Below are 25469 nucleotides of genomic sequence, written 5' to 3'. Positions count from 1 at the left end.
ATTATCCGGATCGTTCTTCTTTCCGCAATTCTGTTTAATTATAGCATTATTTTGGACGAGTCTGAATAATCATGGAAGAAGAGCAGGTTGTTTTATGTATCGGTAAGCGGCAGGTGTTGTTGGATGAGTAAAGCGAGAGCGCCTGTTGAGATGGATACAGGAGCCTATTTCATTCTATTCAAAGGGATGTGTGATACTTGATGGAGTTCAGGAAAATGAATAATCAAGAAATGGAGAAAGCGCTTCAAACAAACGTTACACACGGTTTGGACGATGATGAAGTAAAGGACAGGCTGCGAAAGAATGGCTTTAACGAATTGAAGGAAGGTGAAAAACAATCAGCCATCCTGTTATTTTTCGCACAATTCAAGGATTTCATGGTCATAGTTTTACTTGCCGCGACCTTAGTCTCCGGGATTTTGGGCGAATATATCGATGCGATTGCCATCATGGCTATTGTTTTTTTGAATGGATTACTTGGTTTTTTTCAAGAACGGAAGGCTGAAAAATCCCTGGATGCCCTAAAGGAAATGGCAGCGCCGCAGGTCAACGTACTTCGGGATGGACACTGGCTGAAAATCCCTTCGAGAGAAGTTGTTGTGGGGGATATTCTGAAGTTTTCGAGCGGTGACCGAATTGGTGCCGATTTACGGATCGTCGACCATTCAAGCCTTGAAATTGAAGAGTCTGCCCTTACCGGTGAGTCACTCCCGGCTGTTAAATGTTCTGATCCATTGATGAATGAGGTCGAAGGTATCGGTGATCAGGAAAATATGGCTTTTATGGGAACGATGGTTACAAGAGGGAATGGAGTTGGAATCGTAATCGCTACAGGAATGAATACGGCGATGGGAAAGATTGCGAACCTCCTGCAGACTGCAGAAACAAAAGAAACACCTCTTCAAAAGCGATTGGAGCAGTTAGGGAAAATTTTGATCGTCACGGCTTTAATATTAACCGTGATCGTGGTGCTGACTGGCGTCATTCAAGGACATGACCTCTATACGATGTTTTTAGCCGGGGTATCTTTGGCTGTTGCGGCGATTCCCGAAGGCTTGCCAGCCATTGTTACTGTAGCCTTGTCTTTGGGCGTACAACGTATGATCAAACAAAAAGCGATAGTCCGCAAGCTTCCTGCAGTAGAAACGCTTGGCTGTGCAACGGTAATTTGCTCAGATAAAACAGGTACACTGACGCAAAACAAAATGACGGTGACGAAGGTTTGGAGTGGGGGGAAAACTTGGGATGTCGGCGGGACTGGTTATAATCCTGTCGGTGAGTTTTCTTTAGAGGGAGTTTCAGTTGCTCCGAAAAACCAAAATGCCTTGCTTCAAATAATTACATTCGGCATGCTCTGTAACAAAGCTGAGTTAAATGAGAATGGCAAACGATATATATTAGAAGGTGATCCGACAGAAGGGGCGATGTTGGTCGCGGCAATGAAAGCGGGTTTGACAAGGGAACACTTATCTAAGCGGTTTACGGTAGTCAAGGAGTTTCCATTCGACTCGAGCCGCAAAATGATGAGTGTCATAGTGAAGGATGATAAAGATAATCATTTTGTCATCGTAAAAGGGGCCCCTGACGTATTGATCGCCCAGAGTGACACGATTCTATGGGAAGGAAAGTCGGAAATATTGAATCGCGAGAGTAAGGAAAGGGTGCAACAGGACATGAATGAGCTTGCCTCACAGGCACTTCGAATGATTGCTGTTGGTTATAAACCCCTTCCCAAAGGAACGATTTTGCTTCATGAAACAGAAGCGGAGCGCAATTTGACCTTTATGGGACTGCAGGGCATGATTGATCCCCCCCGCCCAGAAGTGAAGCAGGCAGTTAAGGAATGCAGGGATGCTGGGATCAAAACAGTCATGATTACTGGTGACCATGTAATAACCGCAAAGGCAATAGCTAAAGAACTTGGTATTTTAAAAGGAAAAGACCGTGTACTTGAAGGAAGGCAATTGGCTGGTATGGAAGTTGGGGAACTTGAGGAAGTTGTTGAAAGTGTGTCGGTATTTGCCCGCGTTTCCCCAGAACATAAATTAAAAATCGTAAAAGCCTTGCAAAATAAAGGACATGTCGTCGCAATGACAGGGGATGGTGTCAATGATGCACCTGCGATAAAATCAGCGGATATAGGTATATCAATGGGTATAACTGGGACTGATGTCGCTAAGGAAGCATCTTCCTTGATATTGGTTGACGATAATTTTGCCACCATTAAATCAGCCATCAAAGAAGGCAGGAATATTTATGAAAACATCAGGAAGTTCATCCGTTATTTGCTTGCTTCCAATGTTGGGGAGATTTTGGTCATGTTTTTTGCGATGCTATGTGGCTTGCCATTACCTTTGATACCAATCCAGATTTTATTCGTGAACCTTGTTACGGACGGTCTGCCTGCGATGGCGTTGGGCCTGGATTCCCCAGAAGAAGATGTAATGAAAAGAAATCCAAGAAATGCAAACGAAGGTGTTTTCGGACGAGGGCTTGGCTGGAAGATCATCTCACGCGGTTTTCTGATTGGTATTTCTACATTGATAGCATTTTATGTGGTATATCGTGCAAATCCGGGTAACCTTGCTTATGCACAAACAATCGCGTTTGCAACCCTGGTACTAGCTCAGCTAATACATGTTTTCGATTGCAGAAGTGAACGTTCGATCTTCTCGAGAAATCCATTCGGTAATTTTTATCTAGTGGGGGCAGTACTGTCCTCCCTGTTATTAATGCTAGCAGTCATGTATGTGCAGCCTTTGCAAACCATCTTCCACACTGTACCGATTTCAGGAAGGGATTGGCTATTGGTAATAGGAATGTCATCCATCCCAACTTTTTTACTGGCTGGAACCTTTTTAGCAAGAAAAGCACAATGAAATATGATATAATCTTTAAGGTGGTAGAGTTTTGCTCTATTGCCTTTTTATTTTTGTAGTATTTTATTTGTAAGCTAAAGTTTTCATGCTGTAGCTAATATATAATGAATGTTAACGCGAAATTACTACATTATGCTTGATAGGATGTGGAACCATGGTTACCAGTATGACGGGCTATGGAAGAGAAGAAGCGGAAAACGAACAGGTCAAGGTTTTTGTCGAGATTAAGACGGTGAACCATCGTTTTTGTGAATATACGATTCGAATGCCGCGCCAGCTTTTGGTTTTGGAAGAAAAGGTGAAGAAAAAGGCGAATCAATACATAAGAAGAGGACGAGTGGAAATCTTCATTACGGTGGAAGGTGAGAGCCTGGTTGCCAAAAAGGTGAAGATCGATTGGGAGCTTGCTGATCAGTATGTGGGATTGATGGATGAAGCCAAGGGAAAATACAATCTGGAAAGTTCCATTACCTTACAGGATTTACTGCAACTTGAATCGATTTTCATGACAGAAGAAGTACCTGCAGTTCCTGCCGATTTGGAAGCCTTGTTATTGAAGGCTGTCATGGGGGCATTGGAAAATCTGAAAAAAATGCGGACTCTGGAAGGTCAGGAACTTGCCCTGGACATGAAATACCAGCTTGAAAAGTTTGGTGAGATTGTTGTAGGGCTCAAAAACTATGCACCTTCAGTCGTCGAGAAATATAAAGCCCGGTTGGAAATCAAACTAGCCGAGTTGACAGAAGGATTGATTGAAGATAGCCGTATTGTGACAGAAGCGGCCATTTTTGCCGATAAGTGTGATATAAATGAAGAACTGACCAGACTCGAAAGCCATGTACAGCAATTTTCAAGGACGCTTACCCATAGTGAACCAATTGGAAGAAAACTCGACTTCCTTGTCCAGGAAATGAATAGGGAAGTTAATACGATTGGATCAAAGGCAAATGATTCGGCCATTACCAAAGATGTGGTGGAAATGAAAAGTCTGCTTGAAAAATTAAAAGAACAGGTTCAAAATATCGAGTAGTCGGTTTATGATGAACCTAACAAGGTGACAATAGAAATATGAATGGGGGACAAAAATGTCAATTAAGCTCATTAATATTGGCTTTGGCAATATCGTTTCCGCAAACCGGATCGTATCCATCGTGAGTCCTGAGTCTGCTCCGATTAAAAGGATTATCCAAGATGCCCGAGACCGCGGATCCTTAATAGATGCTACATATGGTAGAAGAACCAGGGCCGTTATAATTACAGACAGCGACCATGTTATCTTATCTGCCGTTCAACCGGAAACGGTTGCCGCACGGCTTCAAGATAGAGATGACAGCGTAGAAGAGGGGTAACTGAAACAATATGAGAGAAAAAGGTTTATTAATCGTTTTATCCGGTCCATCCGGTGTTGGTAAAGGAACAGTAAGGAAGGCGATTTTTTCTCAGCCTGGAACGGCATTTGAATATTCAATTTCGATGACGACACGGCTGCCCCGCCATGGGGAAGTTGACGGAGTGGACTATTTCTTCAAAAAACGCGAGGAATTCGAAGCATTGATCGCAGAAGGCAAATTGCTAGAATATGCAGAGTTCGTCGGGAATTATTATGGAACGCCCGTGGATTATGTCCGTGAAACAATTGATTCCGGAAAAGATGTATTTCTGGAAATTGAAGTTCAAGGAGCTAAACAGGTCCGGGAGAAATTCCCTGAAGGACTTTTCATTTTCCTTGCTCCTCCAAGCTTGACCGAACTCGAAAGCCGCATCGTTACTCGCGGAACCGAGACGGAGGAAGCGATAAAAGGACGGATGAAAGTGGCCAAGGAAGAAATAGAACTTATGGATCTTTATGATTATGTTGTTGAAAATGATCATGTGGATGCTGCATGTGCCAGAATTAATGCAATTGTAATTGCTGAGCATTGCCGTCGGGAAAGAGTTGCTGTTTTATATAAAAAAATGTTGGAGGCGGAATAAACTATGTTATATCCATCAATTGATTCGCTATTACTTAAAATCGATTCTAAATACTCGCTTGTATCAGTGGCAGCTAAACGTGCAAGGGAAATGCAAATTAAAGATAATTGCCTTATAACCAAACCGGTTTCCCATAAATCCGTAGGTCGTGCCCTAGAAGAAATTCATACCGGTAAATTGACTTACGATAATTCTTACGAAGAAAACTAAGAGAACAAATAAGCTTGACCCATCGGGCCTGACACCCTAAAGCAAACAGGATGCGTTACATTTGGAAAGTTGCTTCCTTCCTGCGGCCAAGGTGTCAGGCCTGTTTGTTTTGATTTCTCAAAGATAACGATGCCATTGATGAAGCAGGCATAGATATGAAATGTTTAAGGAAATCCATAAGTTATTGCGCAATTCAAATGAAATATCTTCAGTTATCGTTCATAATTAATAAAAATAGAATGTATAGTTAGGGGAAATTTGCATGCTTATCGATAAAAAAGTACTTCTTTGTGTCACCGGCGGGATTGCTGTATTTAAGGCTGCTGCCCTGACAAGTAAATTAACTCAAGAAGGTGCGCATGTTAAAGTGATCATGAGTGCATCGGCACGAAAGTTCGTGACGCCGCTTACTTTTCAAGCACTTTCGAGAAATGATGTGTACACAGATACATTTGATGAGAAGGATTCTTCAGTCATTGCCCACATCGACTTGGCTGATTGGGCTGACATTATCCTAGTAGCTCCAGCTACAGCGAATGTCATTGGCAAGATAGCCAATGGAATCGCGGATGATATGATCACGACCACACTTCTGGCAACAGTGGCACCTGTTTGGGTGGCGCCGGCAATGAACGTGCACATGTACGCCCACCCGGCGGTCCAGAAAAACATGGAGACACTTCGTACGTTCGGATATCAATTCATTGAACCAGGTGAAGGGTATTTGGCTTGCGGTTATGTAGGAAAAGGACGATTGGAGGAACCGGAAACGATCGTGGCACATCTCATTCATTATTTTGGTGAACGGAAATCACAGCCTCAGCTTCTTAAAGGAAAGAAATATTTGATAACGGCAGGGCCGACTCGTGAAGCAATCGATCCGGTGCGTTACGTGACGAATCATTCCAGCGGAAAAATGGGATATGCCCTAGCTGAGCAGGCAATTGAATTGGGCGCTGAGGTGACATTGATCACTGGCCCTGTGAACTTGACGCCGCCTTCCAAGGCCAGAGTAATACCTGTGGAATCGGCAGCAGATATGTATGAAGCGGTTTTCGGTCAGTTCGATTCCAGTGACGTTGTAATCATGACGGCTGCGGTGGCAGACTATAAACCGAAGAATTATCATGCTCAAAAGATGAAAAAGCAGCCAGGTGAAAATGTAATTGAATTTGAACGTACTAAGGATATCCTTAAGGAACTTGGTGAAAATAAAACCCATCAGATTTTGGTAGGGTTTGCGGCTGAAACGAACAATGTTGAAGAATACGCAAGAGGGAAATTAGTGAAAAAGAATGCAGACATGATCGTTGCCAATAATGTTACCGTCGCTGGGGCAGGATTTGGAACGGATACGAACATAGTGACCATTTACGATAAAAATGGAAGTGCTACAGAACTTCCAAAAATGAGTAAAGCGGATATAGCTAAAAGCATCCTGGCAGAAGTATCTCGCATGCAAAAGGAATGATGTCTTATGGATATTGCATCGGTCATAGTGGATGTACCTGCTAAACAAACGGATCGAGAATTTGACTACCGTATACCTGAAAAGTGGAACCTAGTCATCAAGCCCGGAATGCGGGTCATTGTGCCATTCGGTCCAAGAATGGTGCAGGGGTTCGTCACAGGATTAAAAGCTAAAAGCGACTTTGCGAAATTACGATATATAAAAGAACCAATGGATTTGGAGCCCATCCTTAATGATGAATTGCTTCAGCTGGGTGACTGGTTGACCAAAGAGGCCATGTGTTTTAAAATTTCAGCCCTACAGGCCATGCTTCCGGCAGCAATGAAAGCAAAGTATGAAAAAGTGATCAATGTCATTGAAGATAAAAAGAATCAGCTCCCACCCTTCATTCAAAGTCTTTTCGGAAAGAATGATGCATTATCTTGGAAAGAAGTGATTGAAGGGGAGAATGCCTCACTTTTTCAAAAGGAAATACAAAATGGCAATCTAGAGCTTGTGTATAATGTGAAAAACCGACTTAATAAGAAGACCGTCCGTGTCATTAAATCCCTGCTTTCCTCTAAGGAACTGAAAGAAATGGCATCAGCCATTTCCAGCCATGCAAAAAAACAACAGGAACTCCTTCAATACTTTATTGAACATCAAGAGCCAGTTCCGTTAAAGGAATTGCTTGAATTGATCAACACATCAAGCAGTACCGTCAAATCCCTAGTGTCAAAAGGGGCCTTGGCGGAAATGGATCAGGAAATATACCGTGATCCTTATGAAAATCGGGTGTTCAAAAAATCCAATCCCTTTACTTTAACAGAAGAGCAAGCAGCTGCCTTGAAGCCCATCCATGAGAAAATAAATCATGATGAACATGATGTCTTCCTTTTATATGGTGTGACCGGGAGCGGGAAGACGGAAGTGTATCTGCAGGCAATTGCCTCTGTCATTGAAAAAGGGAAGGAAGCCATCATGCTGGTACCTGAGATCTCCTTGACGCCACAGACGGTGAAGAGGTTTAAAGAACGATTTGGAGAGCAGGTCGCTGTCATGCATAGCGGTTTATCCGTAGGTGAAAAATATGATGAATGGCGGAAAATTCACCGCAAAGAGGTAAAAGTTGTGGTGGGCGCGCGTTCAGCCGTGTTTGCTCCTTTTGAAAACCTGGGACTGGTCATCATTGATGAAGAGCATGAATCCAGCTATAAGCAAGAAGAAACGCCAAGGTATCATGCTAGGGATGTTGCCATTGAAAGAGCGAAATCTTATCAGTGTCCGGTAATTCTAGGTAGCGCCACTCCTACACTTGAATCTTTTGCGCGAGCCAAGAAAAACGTCTATAAATTACTGACCCTTAGTCAAAGGATGAATAAAAATGCATTGCCAGCAGTGGATATTGTAGATATGAGGGAAGAACTAAGGACGGGAAATCGCTCCATGTTTTCGGAACTGCTCTTCACCAAGCTCAAAGACCGGCTTGAAAAAGGGGAGCAAACAGTATTGATGCTAAATAAACGGGGACATTCTTCCTTTGTGATGTGTCGAAGCTGCGGATTGGTCATCAATTGCCCTAATTGTGACATTTCACTCACCTATCATCGCTTTAATGATATAATGAAATGCCATTATTGTGGGTTTGAAGAGGGAATGCCTTCCGTTTGCCCTGAATGTGAAAGTGAACATATAAGGTTCTTCGGTACAGGCACCCAAAAGGTTGAAGAAGAGCTTGCAAAAATTCTCCCTGATGCACGGGTGATACGAATGGATGTCGATACAACGAGTAAAAAGGGTTCACATGAGCGTTTGCTGAATGCCTTTGGTGAAGGAAAGGCTGATATATTGCTAGGCACCCAAATGATTGCCAAGGGCCTTGATTTTCCTAATATCACGCTTGTTGGAGTCCTTTCAGCGGATACTATGCTTCATCTGCCTGATTTCCGTTCTTCGGAAAAGACATTCCAGCTGCTGACACAGGTCAGCGGAAGGGCGGGACGTCATCAGCTTCCGGGAGAAGTGGTCATCCAAACCTATACACCTGAGCACTATAGCATCGAGCTTTCTGCCTTGCAGGATTATGATGCTTTTTATGAACGGGAGATGCATCTACGGAGGCAAAGTCATTATCCTCCCTATTATTACGTTGTCCTTATAACCGTTTCTCATGAAGACTTAATGAAGACGGTGAGTGTTACTGAGAAAATAACCAATTATTTAGGTTCTCGATTGAATCGGGATTCTATCGTTCTCGGTCCTGTTGCTTCGCCCATTAGCCGAATCAACAATAGATATCGTTATCAATGTCTGATAAAATACAAACGAGAGCCGGACCTTAATCAGCATTTACGTACACTTTTAGAGCATTATCAAAAAGAAACGGCTCAAAATCTTCTGCAGATTTCAATAGATTTAAATCCACAGATCATGATGTAATTGATTAAGAAATGGATGGTTTATGCGAGCTGTTAAAGCTTGCGTTTTTATATAATGAAGTGCTGTTTTTCATATCTAGGAGGGTACCTTTAATTTTGGCTATTTTACCGATTGTCATGTTTCCTGAAAAAATTTTACAACAAAAATGCGATAAAATAACAAGTTTTGATAAAAAGTTGGCAAAGATGTTAAATAACATGTACGAAACGATGGTGGAGGCGGATGGCGTTGGTCTTGCAGCACCTCAGGTTGGCGTGAAAAAGCAAGTGGCCGTCGTCGAAATAGAGGAAGGATCAGGTGTAATCGAACTGATTAATCCAGAAGTGCTGGAAATGGAAGGCGAACAGACTGGTGTTGAAGGATGCTTGAGCTTCCCAAGTTTATATGGTGAAGTTACTCGCCCATACCGCGTAAAAGTGCGGGCACAAGACCGTAAAGGATCTTTTTTCGAGTTAGAAGCGGAAGATTTCCTCGCAAGGGCCCTTCAGCACGAAATCGATCATCTTCAAGGGGTTTTATTCACGAGTAAGGTCTCTCGTTATATTTCGGAAGAAGAGTTAGAAAGGTATGAAGAAGAATGACAAAAATTATCTTTATGGGAACACCGGATTTTTCAGTGCCGGTATTGAAAAGAATCATCGATGAAGGGTATGACGTGATTGCTGTCGTCACACAGCCCGATCGTCCAGTAGGCCGCAAAAAGGTGCTAACGCCGCCGCCAGTTAAGGTCGAAGCCGAAAAGCAGGGGATTCCTGTTTATCAGCCAGAAAAAATCCGTGAACAAGAAGAACTTGAAAAGATCATTGCATTGAATCCTGACTTAGTGGTGACGGCTGCTTTTGGACAAATCCTTCCGAATGAATTGTTGGATGCTCCTAAGTACGGATGTATTAATGTACACGCCTCCCTGCTTCCTGAACTACGTGGAGGGGCGCCCATCCATTATTCCATTTTGCAGGGGAAAGATAAGACTGGGATCACCATCATGTATATGGCGGAGAAATTGGATGCCGGGGATATATTGACTCAGGCGGAAGTTGCCATAGGGGAAGAAGACAATGTCGGCACACTGCATGATAAATTAAGCAAGATAGGGTCAGATTTACTTGCAGAGACTCTGCCAAAAATTTTAAATGGGGGTTTACAGGCGATCAAGCAAGATGAGAATAAAGCGACTTTTGCGCCTAACATTAAACGGTCGGAGGAAAAAATTGACTGGTCGAAATCAGGGGAAGTAATCTATAACCAAGTGCGTGGCCTGAATCCTTGGCCTGTTGCCTATACAACCTTAGACGGATCCACTTTAAAAATTTGGCAGGCAAAGAAACGTGAAGAGGGCAATCGTGCCGTGCCAGGCACTGTCATTGAAGTACGAAATGATGGTTTCATCGTCTCGACAGGCAACGAGACGGCAATACTAGTTACTGAATTGCAGCCTTCAGGAAAGAAAAAAATGCCGGCCAAAGATTACTTGCGCGGAGCCGGGTCGTTCATTAAAGCAGGCATGAAGTTAGGAGAACAGAATGAAGCAAACTAAAAAGGGAGTACGTGAAATCGCTCTCGATATTTTGGAATCTGTGGAGAAAAACCAATCCTACAGTAACCTATTACTGAACAACTTGATTAAAAAGCATCAGTTATCCGGTGTGGACAGCGGTTTGCTTACAGAGATAAGCTACGGTACCATACAGCGGAAGATGACTTTGGATTACTATTTGAACCCGTTTATTAAACAACCTAAAAAAACGCAAAGCTGGGTCATCAATTTACTTAGGCTTTCCGTTTACCAAATGGTCTATTTGGATAAAGTGCCAGATCATGCGATCATTTTTGAAGCTGTCGAAATTTCAAAAAAGCGCGGACATAAAGGGACTTCTTCAATGGTCAATGGCGTGCTTCGTAATATTCAAAGAAATGGGGTTCCATCTTTTGATGATATCAAAGATGATCTGGAACGGCTTTCAGTCGAAGTAAGTCATCCAATTTGGTTGGTCAAGCGTTGGGTAGAGCAATTTGGTTATGAAAAAACCAAGGAAATGTGTGAAATCAACTTGACTGCACCATTACAGACGGGACGGGCTAATTTAAAGAAGACTTCACGCAGCGAACTAATCAGCATTTTAACGGAAGAAGGATATGATGTTGAAGCAAGTGAAGTCGTTCCCGAAGCCATCGTCAGCTATAAAGGTAATCTTGCTCATTCAGAAAGCTATAAATTGGGGTATTTATCGATTCAGGACGAAAGTTCAATGCTTGTAGCCCATGCATTGGGTGCAAATGAAAATGATGCTGTACTCGATTGCTGTGCTGCACCTGGAGGGAAAACGACACATATCGCAGAAGGCTTGACCACTGGTCAAGTATATGCTCTTGACCTTCATGAGCATAAGGTCAAACTCATCAAAGAGCAGGCGGAGCGCCTGAAACTCAGAAATAATATTAAGACAATGGCCCTTGATAGCAGAAAAGTGCGAGAACACTTTAATAAGGAAGGGTTTGACAGGGTCCTGATCGACGCACCATGTTCAGGGTTGGGAGTCATGCGCCGGAAGCCTGATGTAAAGTATACAAAAACAAAAGATGATATAATGAAACTCTCAAGTATACAAAAACAATTATTGGAAGCTGCCGCCCCGCTCGTAAAGCAAGGCGGACGGTTAGTATATAGTACCTGTACGGTGGATAAAGAAGAAAATGACAAAGTCGCTGCAGCATTTTTGGAAAGCCATCCGGATTTTGAAAGCGATGCGACCCTGTCTGCAAGAATGCCTGAAAGCGTTCAGCCATTTATCGAGGGTCATACACTGCAAGTTTTTCCGCAATATTTTAGCAGTGACGGATTCTTTATTGCGAGTTTTAGAAAGAAGGTGCTGTAATGGCAGAAATCACAAAATCATCTAGAGTAAAAAAAGACACAACACCAGAAAAACCATCGATCTACTCATTAGAGCTTCACCAAATTAAAGAATGGCTTATTCAAAATGACGAGAAGGCATTCCGGGCCGATCAAGTTTATGACTGGCTTTATAAAAAGCGTGTCTCCAGTTTTGAAGATATGTCCAACCTTTCGAAATCTTTACGAGATAAGCTGGAATCACAATTCACCTTCACTACATTGAAAACTTTGATTCAGCAAACGTCCAATGACGGAACGATGAAGTTTTTATTTGAACTTCATGATGGATACTCGATTGAAACGGTGCTGATGCGCCATGAATATGGAAACTCCATTTGCGTGACAACACAGGTAGGGTGTAGAATTGGCTGTACATTCTGTGCCTCGACACTTGGCGGTTTGAAGAGAAATCTTGAATCGGGAGAAATTGTTGCCCAAGTCGTAAAAGTTCAGCAAGCACTTGACGAAGTGGAAGAACGTGTTAGTTCTGTCGTAATCATGGGAATCGGTGAACCGTTCGATAACTACGATAATATGATGTCATTCTTGAAGAATATAAATCATGAAAAGGGCTTGAACATCGGGGCACGTCATATTACCGTTTCCACAAGTGGAATCATTCCAAAAATCTACAAATTTGCCGAAGAAAGCATGCAAATCAACTTTGCTGTTTCCCTGCATGCACCGAACACGGAATTGAGAAGTAAATTGATGCCGATCAACAAGGCCTACAAACTTCCGGACTTGATTGAAGCCATCAAATACTATACAGAAAAAACAGGGCGCCGTGTAAGTTTTGAATATGGTCTATTCGGTGGCGAAAATGATACAGTGGAACACGCCGAAGAATTGGCAGATTTAATAAGCGGGATAAAATGCCATGTCAATTTAATTCCGGTTAACTATGTACCGGAACGCAACTATGTACGTACACCTCGGGACCAAATTTTTGAGTTTGAAAAAACATTGAAGAAGCGCGGCATTAATGTAACGATCCGAAGGGAACAAGGCAGTGATATTGACGCAGCCTGCGGCCAGCTTCGGGCCAAGGAGCGCAAAGAAGAGACGAGGTGACCCTATGAGGGCAATATTTAAAACAGACCGTGGAAAAGTCCGCCAGCATAATGAAGATAATGGCGGAATTTTTAAGAACTCGGAAGGCGTTCGCCTTGCCATCGTTGCAGATGGCATGGGCGGCCACCGTGCCGGGGATGTAGCGAGTGCAATGACGATAGACCTTTTGAAAAAAGGCTGGGAAGTATCAAGCGGGATCGAAACGGCAAATGATGCTGAGGATTGGCTGAAACAGCAAATCGTCTTGGTCAATCAGTTGCTTTTTGAACATGCCGAAGCAAATACGGAATGTAAGGGTATGGGGACAACGATTGTTGCAGCCATTTGCACCGACAAGTTTGCTACCATTGCCAACATCGGGGACAGCCGATGTTATTTGTATAATGAGAGCGGTTTTAAGCAGGTCACGGAAGATCATTCACTTGTTAATGAACTGGTCCGTTCTGGGCAGATTTCGAAGGAAGATGCCGAGAACCATCCACGAAAAAATGTTTTATTACGAGCCTTGGGGACAGAATTGCAAGTGGAAATGGACATTACGACGGTCATCTTTGAGGAAAATGATTTACTATTGCTTTGTTCGGATGGTTTGACGAATAAAGTGAGTGAACAGGAACTTGAAGATACGATAACCAATGGGCAGCCACTTGAAGAAAAGGCGAATTCATTAATAGATATGGCCAATCACTACGGTGGGGAAGATAATATCACTCTTGTGCTTGTTCAATTTACTGAAGAAAGTGAAAGCAGGTGAATTGAATGTTGATTGGTAGAAGAATCAACGGCCGTTATAAACTGATCGAGATGGTCGGTGGCGGCGGTATGGCGAATGTTTACCTTGCAAGGGATATGATTTTAGATAGGGATGTTGCATTGAAAATCCTTCGCATGGATTTTAATAACGACGAAGAGTTCATCAAGCGCTTCAATCGGGAAGCCCAATCGGCAACCAGTTTGGCCCATCCCAATATCGTAAGCATTTATGATGTCGGTGAAGAAGAGTCCATCTATTATATTGTAATGGAATACGTGGACGGTTTTACACTTAAGCAATACATACAAAAATATTATCCCATTCCAGTTGATAAAGCCTTGGATATCATGAAGCAAATCACGGCAGCTATTTCTCATGCCCATCATAATGGGATCATCCATCGTGACATCAAGCCACAGAACATTTTGATTGATAAAGAAGGAACCGTCAAGATTACGGACTTTGGAATTGCATTGGCCCTGAGTGCAACAAATATAACTCAGACTAACGCAGTCTTAGGCTCTGTTCATTATTTATCTCCAGAACAGGCTAGAGGCGGAATGGCCAATAAAAAGTCGGACATTTATTCACTTGGCATCGTCATGTTTGAATTACTGACGGGGAGATTGCCTTTTTCGGGTGAATCTGCCGTTTCGATAGCTCTTAAACATTTACAATCGGAAACTCCTTCGCCAAAACGCTGGAACTCTGAAATACCTCAGAGTGTGGAAAATATTATCTTGAAAGCGACAGCCAAAGATTCATATTACCGCTATGAGAGCGTAGACTCAATGGAAGATGACATTCGGACGTCACTTAATCCTGAACGTTCAAATGAACTGCCTTTTACGATTCCTGAAGATCATGATGCGACCAAAGCCATCCCTGTCATTACGGACGATCAGCTTTCAAGCATAGATGAGACTATCATTAGAGGTCCGGAAAAAAATACTTTAGTCTATGCGGATGATGGGGAAAGTGGATCAGAAGCAGAGAGTAAATCGAAGAAACAAAAGAAACAGAAGAAACAGAAAAAACAAAAAACGAAGTCAGAACAAAAAGATAAAAAACGAAAGAAAATGCCTGCCATTTTGGTGACCACCTTTTTAGTACTTGCCCTACTTGCTGTTTTATCTGTCACTGTTTTACCTTCCCTCTTTGGTTCGAAGGAAGTGACAATCCCTGACCTTAAAGGGAAAGAATTGGATGATGCCATTACTGAATTGCTTAAATTGGATTTGGTCATCGGAGATACGATTGAGATTGAAGATGAAGAGGTTGATGCGGACCTTGTGATCAAAACCAACCCTAAGGCAGGTAAGACTGTCAAGGCAGGCGCAGAAGTCGATATTTACCAAAGCATTGGTAAAGAAACGATTTCATTGTCCAGCTATGAAGGCCGAGATTACTCAGATATTAAATCATTGCTTGATAAAATGGGATTCAAAAACATAATCGTGACCGAAAAATATGATGACAGTGCTCCCGGTACAATCATAGAACAAAGGCCTTCGGGTGCCACTGATATCGTACCATCGGAAACGGAGCTTGAGTTAACGGTCAGTAAAGGGGAAGATTTATTGAGCTTGAAGAACTTAACAGGGTTCAATGAAACTGGCCTTAATGATTATTCCAGTGATAGTGGAATAAAGGTCGATGTGGAAAAAGAAGTCTATGATGATTCCGTTGCAGAGGGGCTTGTCATTTCCCAGTCACCAGAACCGGGTACGAAGGTGGAAAGGGGCAGTACGGTGAAAGTGGTCCTTTCAAAAGGGAAAGAAGAGATTCCTCCTAAGAAGGTAACGGAGGAAATCAAAATCGAGTATGATCCGGTTGAGCCGGGCAAAGCCCAAAAGATACAAATTTTCATTGAGGATATCAACAATAGCATGACGGAGCCTAAAGAAACATTCTTTATCGTGGAAAATGCCAAGCGAACGATCGAATTAACGGTTTCCCCGGATAAGAAAGCAGGATATAAAGTCATGCGGGATAATCAGGTCATCATCGACCAGGCCGTCTCTTATCCAGAATAAATTTAATAATTAGGAGTGTGGTTATGCCCGAAGGAAAAATTATCAAAGCATTAAGTGGATTTTATTATGTCCTTGATGGAGAAGAGGTCTATCAATGCCGGGGACGGGGAGTATTCAGGAAAAATAAGGTAACTCCACTTGTAGGTGATTATGTTGTTTTTCAAGCGGAAAATAAAACGGATGGGACCGTTACCGAAATAAAACCGCGAAAGAATGAATTGATCCGACCGCAAATATCAAATGTAGACCAAGCCATCCTAGTCTTTTCGGCAGTAGAACCTGATTTCAGTCCAGCTTTGCTTGATCGATTTCTCGTACTAATTGAAGATAACGAGATCGAACCCATTATCGTTGTGACCAAACTTGATTTGGTTACTTCTGAAAACCAGCAGAAATTGTCTCAGTATATCAAGGACTACCAGAAACTTGGCTATACTGTACTGGAGACATCTTCAGTTACCGCTGGAGGCATTGAAGTACTAGTACCGTATTTAGAAGGAAAAACGAGTGTATTTGCCGGTCAGTCCGGTGTTGGGAAATCTTCTTTGCTGAATGCAATCAATCCTGAATTGGCTTTAAAGACGGATGATATTTCGTCACACCTAGGACGTGGGAAGCATACCACCCGCCATGTTGAATTGATTCACATTGGCTCTGGGCTTGTCGCGGATACACCAGGTTTCAGTTCACTTGAATTCATGGAAATGGAAGCTGAACGGTTATCCTATTGCTTCCCGGAAATGCATAAGCATGGGGAGGACTGTAAATTTCGGGCTTGTCTGCATGATAAAGAACCGAAGTGCGCTGTGAAGGGAGCGGTGGATTCCGGGGAAATTCCACTTTATCGATATGAGCATTATATGCAATTCTTAGAGGAAATCAGAGATAGAAAGCCGAGGTATTAAAATGGTTAAAATCGCACCATCCATTTTATCAGCTAACTTTGCAAAATTGGGGGAAGAAATTCTAGATGTAGAAAGGGGCGGAGCGGATTTAATCCATATAGATGTCATGGATGGACATTTCGTGCCGAATATTACGATAGGTCCGTTAATCGTCCATGCTATCCGACCGGTGACGAAACTTCCGCTTGATGTTCACTTAATGATTGCACAACCTGATCGTTATATCGAGGCATTTGCGAAAGCAGGAGCCGATTATATAACTGTGCATTTAGAGGCATGCACCCATTTGCATCGGACGATCCAATTGATTAAATCTTTTGGTGTAAAGGCAGGAGTGGTGCTTAATCCAGCCACACCAGCTTCCTTGATCCAACCTATAATTGAAGATATTGATATGGTATTGTTGATGACAGTTAACCCGGGTTTTGGCGGGCAAAAGTTCATTACATCCGTACTGCCCAAAATTGCCGAGGTGAAGGCGATGGCAGAAATGTATAATCAAAATCTGGAAATAGAGATTGATGGTGGAGTAAACGAAGAAACGGCTAAACTATGTATTGAACAAGGGGCGACAGTCCTGGTGGCCGGATCGGCAATCTATAATCAAGAAGATCGACACGCAGCGATTCAAAAGATTCGGGGAAAGTGATATAAGCCGACACTATCATATTCATATGATAGTGATCGGCTTTTTTTATCAATTAAACAAAGGCATCTTGGATATGAATATACATAGAAAAGGATGATTTCGATGATTATTAGTATAATGGCTGGAGGTCCGGAATGTTTTTGGCCGGATCTGACGTGGTATAAGGAGATGACTGATCTTTGGGTCGGGGTTGACAGGGGAGTCTGGGCCTTGCTTGAAAAAGGTATCGAACCTAAGTACGGTTTTGGGGATTTTGATTCAGTTTCGGAAGATGAATATAAGAAGATTGAGCAAACACTGGAACAAATCAATCTATATTCTTCAGAAAAGGATGAAACGGATTTAGAAATTGCATTTAAATGGGCTCTAGGGCAAAAACCAAGTGAAATTCACATTCTGGGCGCTACAGGGGGAAGAATGGATCATTTTCTTGGTAATATCCAGCTGCTCCAAAAAGAAAGTGTCCTCCCTTTTCATGAAGACATTGATATATACATAGTCGATCAGCAAAATATATTCACAGTGAAAACAGCGGGCTCATATGAGGTCGCTGCTTTGAAAGATAAGAAATACATGTCATTGCTCCCAGTAACGGCGGAAGTCAGCGGCATTACACTATCAGGCTTCAAATACCCACTGAGTGATGCAAGCCTGGAAATGGGTTCGACGCTTTGCATCAGCAATGAACTAATTTCCGAATCTGGGAATGTTTCATTTGAGAAAGGCATATTAATGGTGATAAGAAGCAGTGATTAAAATTCATGCTTAGAGCAGATTCGGATATAATTTTCAATCATCCTATATCCGCTTAAAAGCTTATGTTGTAATAGAAAAATTCCACTTCATCTTTTAATGTGGGATGCAAAGAGGAGGGGCATGATGAAATTTTATACGATTAAATTGCCAAAAGTTCTGGGCAGTTTGGTAAGGGCTATGCTCGGAGCGTTTAAAAAAGGCTGATACTTATCTCCATGACACCTCTCAAATTCAGGGAGGTGTTATTCTTCGGGATTTCTGGGGGATGATGAAAGGGGTTGGCCATCTATTAATGGGTGATGACTTCTTTTCTTGATGCAGACTAGACCTGATCATCGAAAATAAAACCATCCCCATTAAAATGCCGGCCAATACAAGTAAAAAGGCATCCTAAGAGGATGCCGTAACATTATACGCGTTCTACTTTGCCCGATTTAAGAGCTCTTGCAGAAACGTATACACGTTTAGGTTTACCGTCAACTAAAATACGTACTTTTTGAAGGTTAGCGCCCCATGTACGCTTGCTAGCGTTCATTGCGTGAGAGCGGCTGTTACCAGAACGAGTTCTTCTTCCAGTGATTACACATTTACGTGCCATGTTAAATTCCCTCCTAACTACAACAAGCTTAAGTTTTTCGCAGTCGTCTTAAGTCTTTGTAAAATACTTTAATAATTTATCATACCTACCGTTAGAATGCAATACTTCAGTTAATTACTTTCAAGAAAAATACCTTGACATACATACTTTAAAATTGAATTATATAAAGTGCCGTACGACATTTACTTTTAAAACCATTGACATTATAGTAAAATGTCTATAGTTGACTTGATTTTTTGGGAGGGAAAAGAAAATGTCTATCGAATTACAAACGAAATATGGACAAATTGATATCTCTAATGATGTTATCGCTACTGTAGCAGGCGGCGCAGCTGTGGATTGCTACGGAATTATAGGAATGGCTTCCAAAAAACAATTTAAAGACGGCATTGCCGAAATTTTAAGAAAAGAAAACTTTACTAAGGGTGTAATAGTCCGTCAAGAAGAGGAAGAAGTTCATATCGATATGTTTATTATCGTAAGTTATGGAACGAAAATCTCGGAAGTTGCTCATAATGTGCAATCAAAGGTAAAATACACTTTGAACAAAACTGTAGGATTGGCTGTTGATTCCGTTAACATTTTTGTACAGGGTGTTCGTGTGACGAACCCTTAAGTAATAGGAGGAAAGTTTTGTGTCAATTACAAGTTTAAACGGAAAGCGCTTTGCCGAAATGATCATTCAAGGTTCCAACCATTTAGCGGCTAACGCCCAAATGGTTGATGCGTTGAATGTTTTCCCTGTTCCAGATGGAGATACTGGGACGAATATGAATTTATCGATGACTTCCGGAGCGAAGGAAGTGCAAAATAACGTCCAGGAACATATTGGGAAAGTGGGTACATCTCTTTCAAGAGGACTGTTAATGGGCGCTCGCGGGAATTCAGGTGTTATCCTTTCTCAACTTTTTCGCGGTTTTGCTAAAGCGATTGAACATAAATCGGAAATCAATAGTGAAGAATTCGCCCAAGCTTTTGAAGCTGGGGTTCAGACAGCTTATAAGGCAGTAATGAAACCTGTTGAAGGAACCATCTTAACGGTTGCAAAAGATGCAGCAAAGCAAGCGGTTTCATCAGCAGCAAACCACCAAGACCTTATTCAGGTAATGGAAGAAATCGTTACGGAGGCCAATGCTTCATTAAAACGTACACCGGATCTTCTTCCGGTCCTAAAAGAAGTGGGAGTCGTAGACAGCGGCGGGCAAGGGTTAGTGTTTGTATATGAAGGCTTCCTTGCTGTGCTGAAAGGTGAGGCCCTTCCAGTCCGTTCTGCTAATGGCCCAAGCATGGATGACATGATCAATGCCGAACACCATATGAACGTACAAGGGCATATGAATACGGAAGATATCTTGTATGGTTACTGCACGGAATTCATGGTCCGATTGGAAAGTGAAAAACTTGCCAATAAATCGTTTGATGAAGAAAAATTCCGAAATGATTTAAGTGAATTCGGAGATTCCCTATTAGTCATCTCTGATGATGAAGTTGTCAAAGTACATATTCACTCTGAACAGCCTGGCACGTGCCTGAATTATGGACAGCAATACGGTAGTTTAATCAAACTGAAAATCGATAATATGCGTGAACAGCATACTGCGATAGTAGGTGAATCGAATACATCACTTCAAACGAAACCGTCAACCAAAGAGAAGTACGGTGTAGTGTCCGTAGCTATGGGTGCTGGCATAAGCGAGTTATTCAAAAGCATCGGCGCTAAGTCCGTCATCGAAGGCGGGCAAACGATGAATCCTAGCACAGAAGATATTGTTAAAGCGGTTGAAGAGGCATATGCAGATCATGTCATCATCTTGCCTAACAATAAAAATATCATCATGGCGGCCAATCAAGCTGCAGATGTACTTGGTGATCATGTGACTGTTATACCAACGAAAACGGTACCACAGGGAATGGCAGCATTGTTGGCTTTCAACCCTTCACTAGATGCTGAAGAGAATAAAAAAGCGATGATTGAAGCTCTTTCGCATGTGAAAACGGGCCAGATTACTTATGCTGTGAGGGATACCAGCATTGACGGCCTTGCAATTGAGACCGGTGACTTCATGGGAATCGCTGAAGGAACCATCAAAGTCAAGGATAAAGACATGACTCAAGCGGCAAAAGACCTTCTCTCCGATATGATTGACGAAGATTCCGAAATCCTTACCATTTTATATGGAGAGGATGCAACGGCAGAAGATGTCGAAGGTCTTGTTGCGTTTTGTAATGAGAATTTCGAAGACGTTGAAGTTGAAGTCCATAATGGGAAACAACCTTTATATTCTTTCATTTTTTCAATTGAATAAAAAGAGTATCATAAGATAAGTGAGACTTCATCGACTCTTTGTTTGAAGGACCTGAAAAAAATAAAAGGCAATAAACTGCATAAGTCATTAGGCTATGCAGTTTTATTTTTGTGAAATGAAGGATTACGAACAGCATGAATGGAATTACAATAAATTTGGCGTTATTATTAAACTAACTCCCAGTGTTTCCCTTGGGTTCAGTTCTAAAAAAGGAGGAGCGATTCATGAAATATAGAAGTGTGTTCGATATAATTGGTCCTGTTATGATTGGTCCCTCTAGTTCCCATACAGCAGGGGCTGCAAGAATCGGTAGGGTTGCCAGGCATTTATTCGACCGGGAACCTAAATGGGCCCATATTTCTTTTTACGGATCGTTTGCTAAAACCTATAAAGGCCATGGAACGGATGTAGCCATTGTAGGAGGCTTACTTGATTTTGATACATTTGATGAGAGAATCAAAGAATCGCTGGAAATAGCCCGGAAAAAGAAAATGAAAATCACTTTTCGTGAAGAAGAAGCCGTGCCGGAACACCCCAATACAGCAAAAATAACGGTGGGGGATGATGATGGCGAACTGGAACTTGTCGGTATATCGATTGGCGGGGGGAAAATTGAAATTGTCGAACTGAATGGGTTTAAATTGAGGCTATCCGGCCACAATCCTGCCATACTCGTCGTTCATGATGATCGATTTGGTGCCATTGCCAATGTTTCAAACATTTTAGCCAAGCATCAAATCAATATTGGACAGATGGAAGTCTCCCGTAAAGAGAAAGGGAAGATGGCCTTGATGACCATTGAAGTGGATCATAACTTGGAGGATCAGGTCATCAACGAAATAACAGCGCTCCCCAATATCACTCAAGTAGCGAGGATTGTTGATTGATAGGGCAATCGTTTCCACTTAGGAAGGAGAAGGTATCATGTTTCGAAATGTAGCGGAATTAGTAGAATTGGCTGATTCAAAGCAGAAAAAAATATCTACACTGATGATAGAACAAGAAATAGAAGTAACGGGAAAAAGCCGTGAACAAATCATCCACCAGATGGGAGTCAATCTGGATGTAATGGAACAGGCAGTTGAAAAGGGACTCCAAGGTGTACGATCCGTTTCCGGGCTGACGGGCGGGGATGCAGTCCTTCTTCAGAATTACATTAAATCCGGAAATTCCTTATCCGGTGAGATGCTGTTGGATGCGGTCAGCAAAGCCGTGGCAACAAACGAAGTGAACGCAGCGATGGGAACGATTTGTGCGACGCCCACTGCTGGATCTGCGGGTGTTGTGCCTGGAACCCTGTTTGCTTTGCAAAATAAATTAAAACCGAATCGGGAGCAGAAAATTGAGTTCCTTTTTACAGCAGGGGCATTTGGTTTTATTGTAGCGAATAATGCTTCGATTTCTGGAGCCGCAGGGGGCTGTCAGGCGGAGGTCGGTTCTGCTTCGGGCATGGCAGCGGCAGCAATTGTTGAAATGGCAGGAGGGACACCGGCACAAAGTGCAGAAGCGATGGCAATAACCTTAAAGAACATGCTAGGTCTTGTATGTGATCCTGTTGCTGGGCTTGTGGAAGTGCCTTGTGTGAAGCGGAATGCCATGGGGGCAGCCAATGCTATGGTTGCCGCAGATATGGCGCTAGCGGGTATCACAAGCCGCATACCGTGTGATGAAGTGATTGATGCGATGTACAAAATTGGGCAAACGATGCCATCGGCTCTTAGAGAAACTGCACAAGGAGGATTAGCGGCTACACCGACTGGACGGGAGTTGGAAGCGAAAATCTTTGGCTTGCCGCTGAATAAGAAGTGAACTCCACTTTACAGGAACCCATAACAGCAGTAAAAGGCATTGGGGGCGAAACAGCGGCAGCTTTGGAGGAAATGGAGATCCATACCGTCGCGGATCTCCTTGAGCACCTTCCATATCGCTATGAAGATTATCGATTGAGGGATTTAGAAACGGTCGAGCATGATGAGAGGGTTACTGTAGAAGGAAAGGTTCATACGGTGCCCACGTTAGGATACTTTGGGAAGAAAAAATCCAGACTTACGATTAAATTATTGACTGGGAGATATTTAATAAATGTCATTTTTTTTAATCAGCCATATCTGAAGCCCAAGCTTGCAATAGGCGAAACTGTTACTGTAACTGGGAAATGGGATCGTCATCGCCAAACCATTACAGGCTCGGAATGCCACGTTGGTGATCATAGCAGGGAGAAAGAGTTCGAACCTGTGTATTCAGTAAAGGGCAGCATTACTGTTAAAGGGCTACGCCGCTTTATCTCCAATGCATTTTCTCAGTACGGAGCAATGATAGAAGAAAATCTGCCCCCGCAATTGTTGGCGACATACAAACTGATGCCGCGTAACGATGCTCTTCGTACCATGCATTTCCCTCTTTCGGCTAATGATGTAAAAAAGGCTCGACGCCGTTTTGTATATGAAGAATTTTTATTGTTTCAACTTAAAATGCAGGCGCTTCGTAAAGTGCAGCGAGAACAGTCAAAAGGGATTGGTCAGGAGTTTGATGTGGGGCAAGTGGCGGCCTTCGTTGAGACTCTCCCCTTTCCATTGACGAACGCTCAGCAAAGGGTCGTCGAAGAAATATTGAACGACATGAAATCTCCCTATCGGATGAATCGCCTACTTCAAGGGGATGTCGGTTCAGGAAAAACGGTGGTTGCCGCCATATGCTTGAAGGCGACGATTACAGCAGGTTTTCAAGGTGCACTTATGGTCCCGACAGAAATCTTGGCTGAGCAACATACACAATCCCTTAGGGCCATGTTGGAACCAAGTGGAGTAAAGGTCGCATTGTTGACTGGTTCGGTAAAAGGCAAAAAGCGCAAGGAACTATTGCAATTGCTAGAGTCCGGGGAGCTTGATCTTTTGATAGGAACACATGCATTGATACAGGATGAAGTGAATTTTCGGAACCTTGGTCTTGTCATAACGGATGAACAACATCGTTTCGGAGTGGAGCAGCGCCGGATCCTTCGTGAAAAAGGTGCAAATCCAGATGTTCTATTCATGACGGCAACACCGATTCCCCGAACGCTGGCAATTACAGTGTTTGGGGAAATGGACGTCTCAACGATAGACGAAATGCCGGCAGGGCGTAAAGCGATAGAAACCTATTGGGCGAAACACCAAATGCTCGATCGGATTTTAACTTTCGTCGAAAAGGAACTAAGGCGAGGGAGACAGGCTTACGTCATCTGTCCTTTGATTGAGGAGTCGGAGAAACTTGATTCATTACAAAATGTTCTTGATGTTCATGCAATGCTTACACAATACTTTACGAACATGTATAAAGTGGGGCTCATGCATGGACGTCTGCCTACGGATGAAAAAGACGAAGTGATGCAGCAGTTTAGTGCCAATGAAGCACAAATCCTTGTCTCCACAACGGTTGTTGAAGTTGGGGTGAATGTTCCTAATGCAACGGTAATGGTCATTTATGATGCGGAGCGCTTTGGGCTTTCACAGTTGCATCAGTTACGGGGGAGAGTCGGAAGGGGGAGTGATCAGTCCTTTTGCATCCTCCTGGCTGACCCGAAAACGGAAGTCGGCAAAGAACGGATGAAAATCATGACCGAGACAAACGATGGTTTTGCTCTTTCCGAGAAAGATTTGGAACTTCGGGGCCCTGGTGATTTCTTCGGTAAAAAACAAAGCGGCCTTCCTGAGTTCAAAGTAGCCGACATGGTCCATGATTACAGGACCTTGGAAGTGGCAAGGATGGATGCTTCAAAATTGATAGCCTCACAAAGCTTTTGGCATTCCCCGGAGTATGCACCGCTACGGAACTATTTAGAGGGTACGGGCGTATTTACGGGAGAAAAGCTGGACTGATCTGAATGAAAATCCATTAGCAGATTGCGAGAATTTCTTCAATATCTTGCAATCTGTTTTTAAAATATATATACTACTATTAGTACCTAGTCATAATACTACGGATGGTGACCTTCAGATGCGAAGAAGTAAGAAGGAACGCCAGCAATTATTAATCGAAACGATTAAACAGAATCCTTTTGTAACGGATGAGGAGCTGGCTGAAAAATATTCGGTGAGCGTCCAGACTATTAGGCTTGATCGTCTTGAATTATCGATACCGGAACTGCGTGAACGTATTAAAAGCGTGGCTGAGAAGAAATTCAGTGACGAAATTAGGGCTTTGCCTTTGGATGAAATCATCGGGGAAGTAATTGATCTTAATTTAGATGACAATGCTATTTCGATTTTGGATATAAATAAAGAGCATGTCTTTAAGCGGAATGGAATTGCAAGGGGACATCATCTTTTTGCCCAAGCGAATTCATTGGCTGTAGCGGTCATTAATGACGAACTGGCATTAACTGCAAAAGCATCCATTTTATTTACTCGTTCTGTAAAGGAAAATGAAAGAGTGGTAGCTAAAGCGAAGGTTAAAAACGTGGACCACACCAACGATCGTTCCGTGGTGGAAGTCAGAAGCTACGTTGGTAATGAACTGGTTTTTAAAGGCGAGTTCGAAATGTATCGCTCTTAACTTTCTAGTA

At 42.7% G+C, this 25469-nt stretch carries 24 protein-coding genes; 23 read left to right on the top strand and 1 reads right to left on the bottom strand.

What is annotated here, in order from left to right:
- The first annotated feature begins 200 nt into the window (after window positions 1-200).
- From ACFX4L_RS05565 to spoVM, 17 genes are all read left to right on the top strand, one after another.
- A complete protein-coding gene (locus ACFX4L_RS05565; protein WP_284472098.1) occupies window positions 201-2879 on the top strand; it encodes a calcium-translocating P-type ATPase, SERCA-type in 2679 nt (892 codons plus the stop codon).
- Between the two features lie 154 nt (window positions 2880-3033).
- On the top strand, window positions 3034-3909 hold the full coding sequence (locus ACFX4L_RS05560) for a YicC/YloC family endoribonuclease (protein WP_061462357.1): 876 nt from the start codon (window positions 3034-3036) through the stop codon (window positions 3907-3909).
- A 55-nt stretch (window positions 3910-3964) separates the two neighbouring features.
- A complete protein-coding gene (gene remA, locus ACFX4L_RS05555) occupies window positions 3965-4228 on the top strand; it encodes an extracellular matrix/biofilm regulator RemA (protein WP_034313813.1) in 264 nt (87 codons plus the stop codon).
- A 10-nt stretch (window positions 4229-4238) separates the two neighbouring features.
- Window positions 4239-4853, top strand: a complete 615-nt coding sequence (gmk, locus tag ACFX4L_RS05550) for a guanylate kinase (protein ID WP_061462358.1) — start codon at window positions 4239-4241, stop codon at window positions 4851-4853.
- 3 nt (window positions 4854-4856) lie between these two features.
- On the top strand, window positions 4857-5063 hold the full coding sequence (gene rpoZ, locus ACFX4L_RS05545) for a DNA-directed RNA polymerase subunit omega (protein ID WP_061462359.1): 207 nt from the start codon (window positions 4857-4859) through the stop codon (window positions 5061-5063).
- A 262-nt stretch (window positions 5064-5325) separates the two neighbouring features.
- Window positions 5326-6534 (top strand): bifunctional phosphopantothenoylcysteine decarboxylase/phosphopantothenate--cysteine ligase CoaBC, encoded by a 1209-nt coding sequence (gene coaBC / locus ACFX4L_RS05540; protein WP_284471304.1) that lies wholly within the window; start codon window positions 5326-5328, stop codon window positions 6532-6534.
- Window positions 6535-6540: 6 nt separating this feature from the next.
- A complete protein-coding gene (gene priA, locus ACFX4L_RS05535) occupies window positions 6541-8952 on the top strand; it encodes a primosomal protein N' (RefSeq protein ID WP_061462361.1) in 2412 nt (803 codons plus the stop codon).
- 95 nt (window positions 8953-9047) lie between these two features.
- Window positions 9048-9533 carry a peptide deformylase gene (def, locus tag ACFX4L_RS05530; protein WP_061462362.1) on the top strand — a complete coding sequence of 162 codons (486 nt, stop codon included), beginning with the start codon at window positions 9048-9050 and terminating at the stop codon, window positions 9531-9533.
- On the top strand, window positions 9530-10489 hold the full coding sequence (gene fmt, locus ACFX4L_RS05525) for a methionyl-tRNA formyltransferase (RefSeq protein WP_377383049.1): 960 nt from the start codon (window positions 9530-9532) through the stop codon (window positions 10487-10489). The genes def and fmt overlap by 4 nt, the downstream gene beginning before the upstream one ends.
- Window positions 10476-11828 (top strand): 16S rRNA (cytosine(967)-C(5))-methyltransferase RsmB, encoded by a 1353-nt coding sequence (gene rsmB / locus ACFX4L_RS05520; protein WP_377383051.1) that lies wholly within the window; start codon window positions 10476-10478, stop codon window positions 11826-11828. Before fmt ends, rsmB begins: the two co-directional genes overlap by 14 nt.
- Window positions 11828-12922 (top strand): dual-specificity RNA methyltransferase RlmN, encoded by a 1095-nt coding sequence (rlmN, locus tag ACFX4L_RS05515; RefSeq protein ID WP_061462365.1) that lies wholly within the window; start codon window positions 11828-11830, stop codon window positions 12920-12922. The genes rsmB and rlmN overlap by 1 nt, the downstream gene beginning before the upstream one ends.
- 4 nt (window positions 12923-12926) lie before the next feature.
- Window positions 12927-13676 (top strand): Stp1/IreP family PP2C-type Ser/Thr phosphatase, encoded by a 750-nt coding sequence (locus tag ACFX4L_RS05510; RefSeq protein WP_061462366.1) that lies wholly within the window; start codon window positions 12927-12929, stop codon window positions 13674-13676.
- 5 nt (window positions 13677-13681) lie between these two features.
- Window positions 13682-15712, top strand: coding sequence for a Stk1 family PASTA domain-containing Ser/Thr kinase (gene pknB / locus ACFX4L_RS05505; protein ID WP_089362430.1), 2031 nt, complete (start codon window positions 13682-13684; stop codon window positions 15710-15712).
- Window positions 15713-15735: 23 nt separating this feature from the next.
- Entirely contained in the window at window positions 15736-16617 is an 882-nt protein-coding gene (rsgA, locus tag ACFX4L_RS05500; RefSeq protein WP_377383053.1) for a ribosome small subunit-dependent GTPase A, read from the top strand.
- Window position 16618: 1 nt separating this feature from the next.
- The gene (gene rpe, locus ACFX4L_RS05495) at window positions 16619-17266 is read left to right on the top strand and encodes a ribulose-phosphate 3-epimerase (RefSeq protein WP_377383054.1); all 648 of its coding nucleotides are present in this window, start codon (window positions 16619-16621) and stop codon (window positions 17264-17266) included.
- Window positions 17267-17368: 102 nt separating this feature from the next.
- Window positions 17369-18022 carry a thiamine diphosphokinase gene (locus ACFX4L_RS05490; RefSeq protein ID WP_089362432.1) on the top strand — a complete coding sequence of 218 codons (654 nt, stop codon included), beginning with the start codon at window positions 17369-17371 and terminating at the stop codon, window positions 18020-18022.
- Window positions 18023-18145: 123 nt separating this feature from the next.
- Window positions 18146-18226: a stage V sporulation protein SpoVM gene (gene spoVM, locus ACFX4L_RS05485; RefSeq protein ID WP_034313769.1), complete on the top strand. Its 81-nt coding sequence runs from the start codon at window positions 18146-18148 to the stop codon at window positions 18224-18226.
- Between the two features lie 205 nt (window positions 18227-18431).
- On the opposite strand, the gene rpmB is transcribed toward spoVM, so the two are convergent.
- The gene (rpmB, locus tag ACFX4L_RS05480) at window positions 18432-18620 is read right to left on the bottom strand and encodes a 50S ribosomal protein L28 (RefSeq protein ID WP_034313767.1); all 189 of its coding nucleotides are present in this window, start codon (window positions 18618-18620) and stop codon (window positions 18432-18434) included.
- 253 nt (window positions 18621-18873) lie between these two features.
- Here rpmB and ACFX4L_RS05475 point away from each other — a divergent pair, with 253 nt between their 5' ends.
- The 6 genes from ACFX4L_RS05475 to fapR all read left to right on the top strand — a co-directional run bounded on the left by ACFX4L_RS05475 (window position 18874) and on the right by fapR (window position 25459).
- Window positions 18874-19236 (top strand): Asp23/Gls24 family envelope stress response protein, encoded by a 363-nt coding sequence (locus tag ACFX4L_RS05475; RefSeq protein ID WP_061462371.1) that lies wholly within the window; start codon window positions 18874-18876, stop codon window positions 19234-19236.
- A gap of 19 nt (window positions 19237-19255) precedes the next feature.
- Entirely contained in the window at window positions 19256-20926 is a 1671-nt protein-coding gene (locus ACFX4L_RS05470; protein ID WP_284471301.1) for a DAK2 domain-containing protein, read from the top strand.
- 224 nt (window positions 20927-21150) lie between these two features.
- The gene (sdaAB, locus tag ACFX4L_RS05465) at window positions 21151-21813 is read left to right on the top strand and encodes an L-serine ammonia-lyase, iron-sulfur-dependent subunit beta (protein WP_061462373.1); all 663 of its coding nucleotides are present in this window, start codon (window positions 21151-21153) and stop codon (window positions 21811-21813) included.
- Between the two features lie 37 nt (window positions 21814-21850).
- Window positions 21851-22735, top strand: coding sequence for an L-serine ammonia-lyase, iron-sulfur-dependent, subunit alpha (sdaAA, locus tag ACFX4L_RS05460; RefSeq protein ID WP_061462374.1), 885 nt, complete (start codon window positions 21851-21853; stop codon window positions 22733-22735).
- Window positions 22732-24783 (top strand): ATP-dependent DNA helicase RecG, encoded by a 2052-nt coding sequence (recG, locus tag ACFX4L_RS05455; protein WP_377383056.1) that lies wholly within the window; start codon window positions 22732-22734, stop codon window positions 24781-24783. Before sdaAA ends, recG begins: the two co-directional genes overlap by 4 nt.
- Window positions 24784-24901: 118 nt before the next feature.
- The gene (gene fapR, locus ACFX4L_RS05450; RefSeq protein ID WP_089362437.1) at window positions 24902-25459 is read left to right on the top strand and encodes a transcription factor FapR; all 558 of its coding nucleotides are present in this window, start codon (window positions 24902-24904) and stop codon (window positions 25457-25459) included.
- Window positions 25460-25469: the final 10 nt, after the last annotated feature.

Origin of the sequence: Peribacillus sp. YIM B13482, assembly GCF_042787975.1 — a bacterium.
Taxonomy (GTDB): domain Bacteria; phylum Bacillota; class Bacilli; order Bacillales; family DSM-1321; genus Peribacillus; species Peribacillus simplex_A.
Note: the sequence above shows the minus strand (reverse complement) of the source record. Positions and strands in the feature narration are given on the sequence as shown.

Coding starts and splice junctions, on each gene's coding strand:
- rpe (WP_377383054.1), top strand. CDS start 16,619: ATGGTTAAAATCGCACCATCCATTTTATCAGCTAACTTTGCAAAATTG.
- fapR (WP_089362437.1), top strand. CDS start 24,902: ATGCGAAGAAGTAAGAAGGAACGCCAGCAATTATTAATCGAAACGATT.
- rsmB (WP_377383051.1), top strand. CDS start 10,476: ATGAAGCAAACTAAAAAGGGAGTACGTGAAATCGCTCTCGATATTTTG.
- ACFX4L_RS05565 (WP_284472098.1), top strand. CDS start 201: ATGGAGTTCAGGAAAATGAATAATCAAGAAATGGAGAAAGCGCTTCAA.
- ACFX4L_RS05560 (WP_061462357.1), top strand. CDS start 3,034: ATGGTTACCAGTATGACGGGCTATGGAAGAGAAGAAGCGGAAAACGAA.
- rpmB (WP_034313767.1), bottom strand. CDS start 18,620: ATGGCACGTAAATGTGTAATCACTGGAAGAAGAACTCGTTCTGGTAAC.
- rpoZ (WP_061462359.1), top strand. CDS start 4,857: ATGTTATATCCATCAATTGATTCGCTATTACTTAAAATCGATTCTAAA.
- ACFX4L_RS05510 (WP_061462366.1), top strand. CDS start 12,927: ATGAGGGCAATATTTAAAACAGACCGTGGAAAAGTCCGCCAGCATAAT.
- sdaAA (WP_061462374.1), top strand. CDS start 21,851: ATGTTTCGAAATGTAGCGGAATTAGTAGAATTGGCTGATTCAAAGCAG.
- gmk (WP_061462358.1), top strand. CDS start 4,239: ATGAGAGAAAAAGGTTTATTAATCGTTTTATCCGGTCCATCCGGTGTT.
- pknB (WP_089362430.1), top strand. CDS start 13,682: ATGTTGATTGGTAGAAGAATCAACGGCCGTTATAAACTGATCGAGATG.
- remA (WP_034313813.1), top strand. CDS start 3,965: ATGTCAATTAAGCTCATTAATATTGGCTTTGGCAATATCGTTTCCGCA.
- ACFX4L_RS05475 (WP_061462371.1), top strand. CDS start 18,874: ATGTCTATCGAATTACAAACGAAATATGGACAAATTGATATCTCTAAT.
- sdaAB (WP_061462373.1), top strand. CDS start 21,151: ATGAAATATAGAAGTGTGTTCGATATAATTGGTCCTGTTATGATTGGT.
- rsgA (WP_377383053.1), top strand. CDS start 15,736: ATGCCCGAAGGAAAAATTATCAAAGCATTAAGTGGATTTTATTATGTC.
- fmt (WP_377383049.1), top strand. CDS start 9,530: ATGACAAAAATTATCTTTATGGGAACACCGGATTTTTCAGTGCCGGTA.
- rlmN (WP_061462365.1), top strand. CDS start 11,828: ATGGCAGAAATCACAAAATCATCTAGAGTAAAAAAAGACACAACACCA.
- priA (WP_061462361.1), top strand. CDS start 6,541: ATGGATATTGCATCGGTCATAGTGGATGTACCTGCTAAACAAACGGAT.
- coaBC (WP_284471304.1), top strand. CDS start 5,326: ATGCTTATCGATAAAAAAGTACTTCTTTGTGTCACCGGCGGGATTGCT.
- spoVM (WP_034313769.1), top strand. CDS start 18,146: ATGAAATTTTATACGATTAAATTGCCAAAAGTTCTGGGCAGTTTGGTA.
- ACFX4L_RS05490 (WP_089362432.1), top strand. CDS start 17,369: ATGATTATTAGTATAATGGCTGGAGGTCCGGAATGTTTTTGGCCGGAT.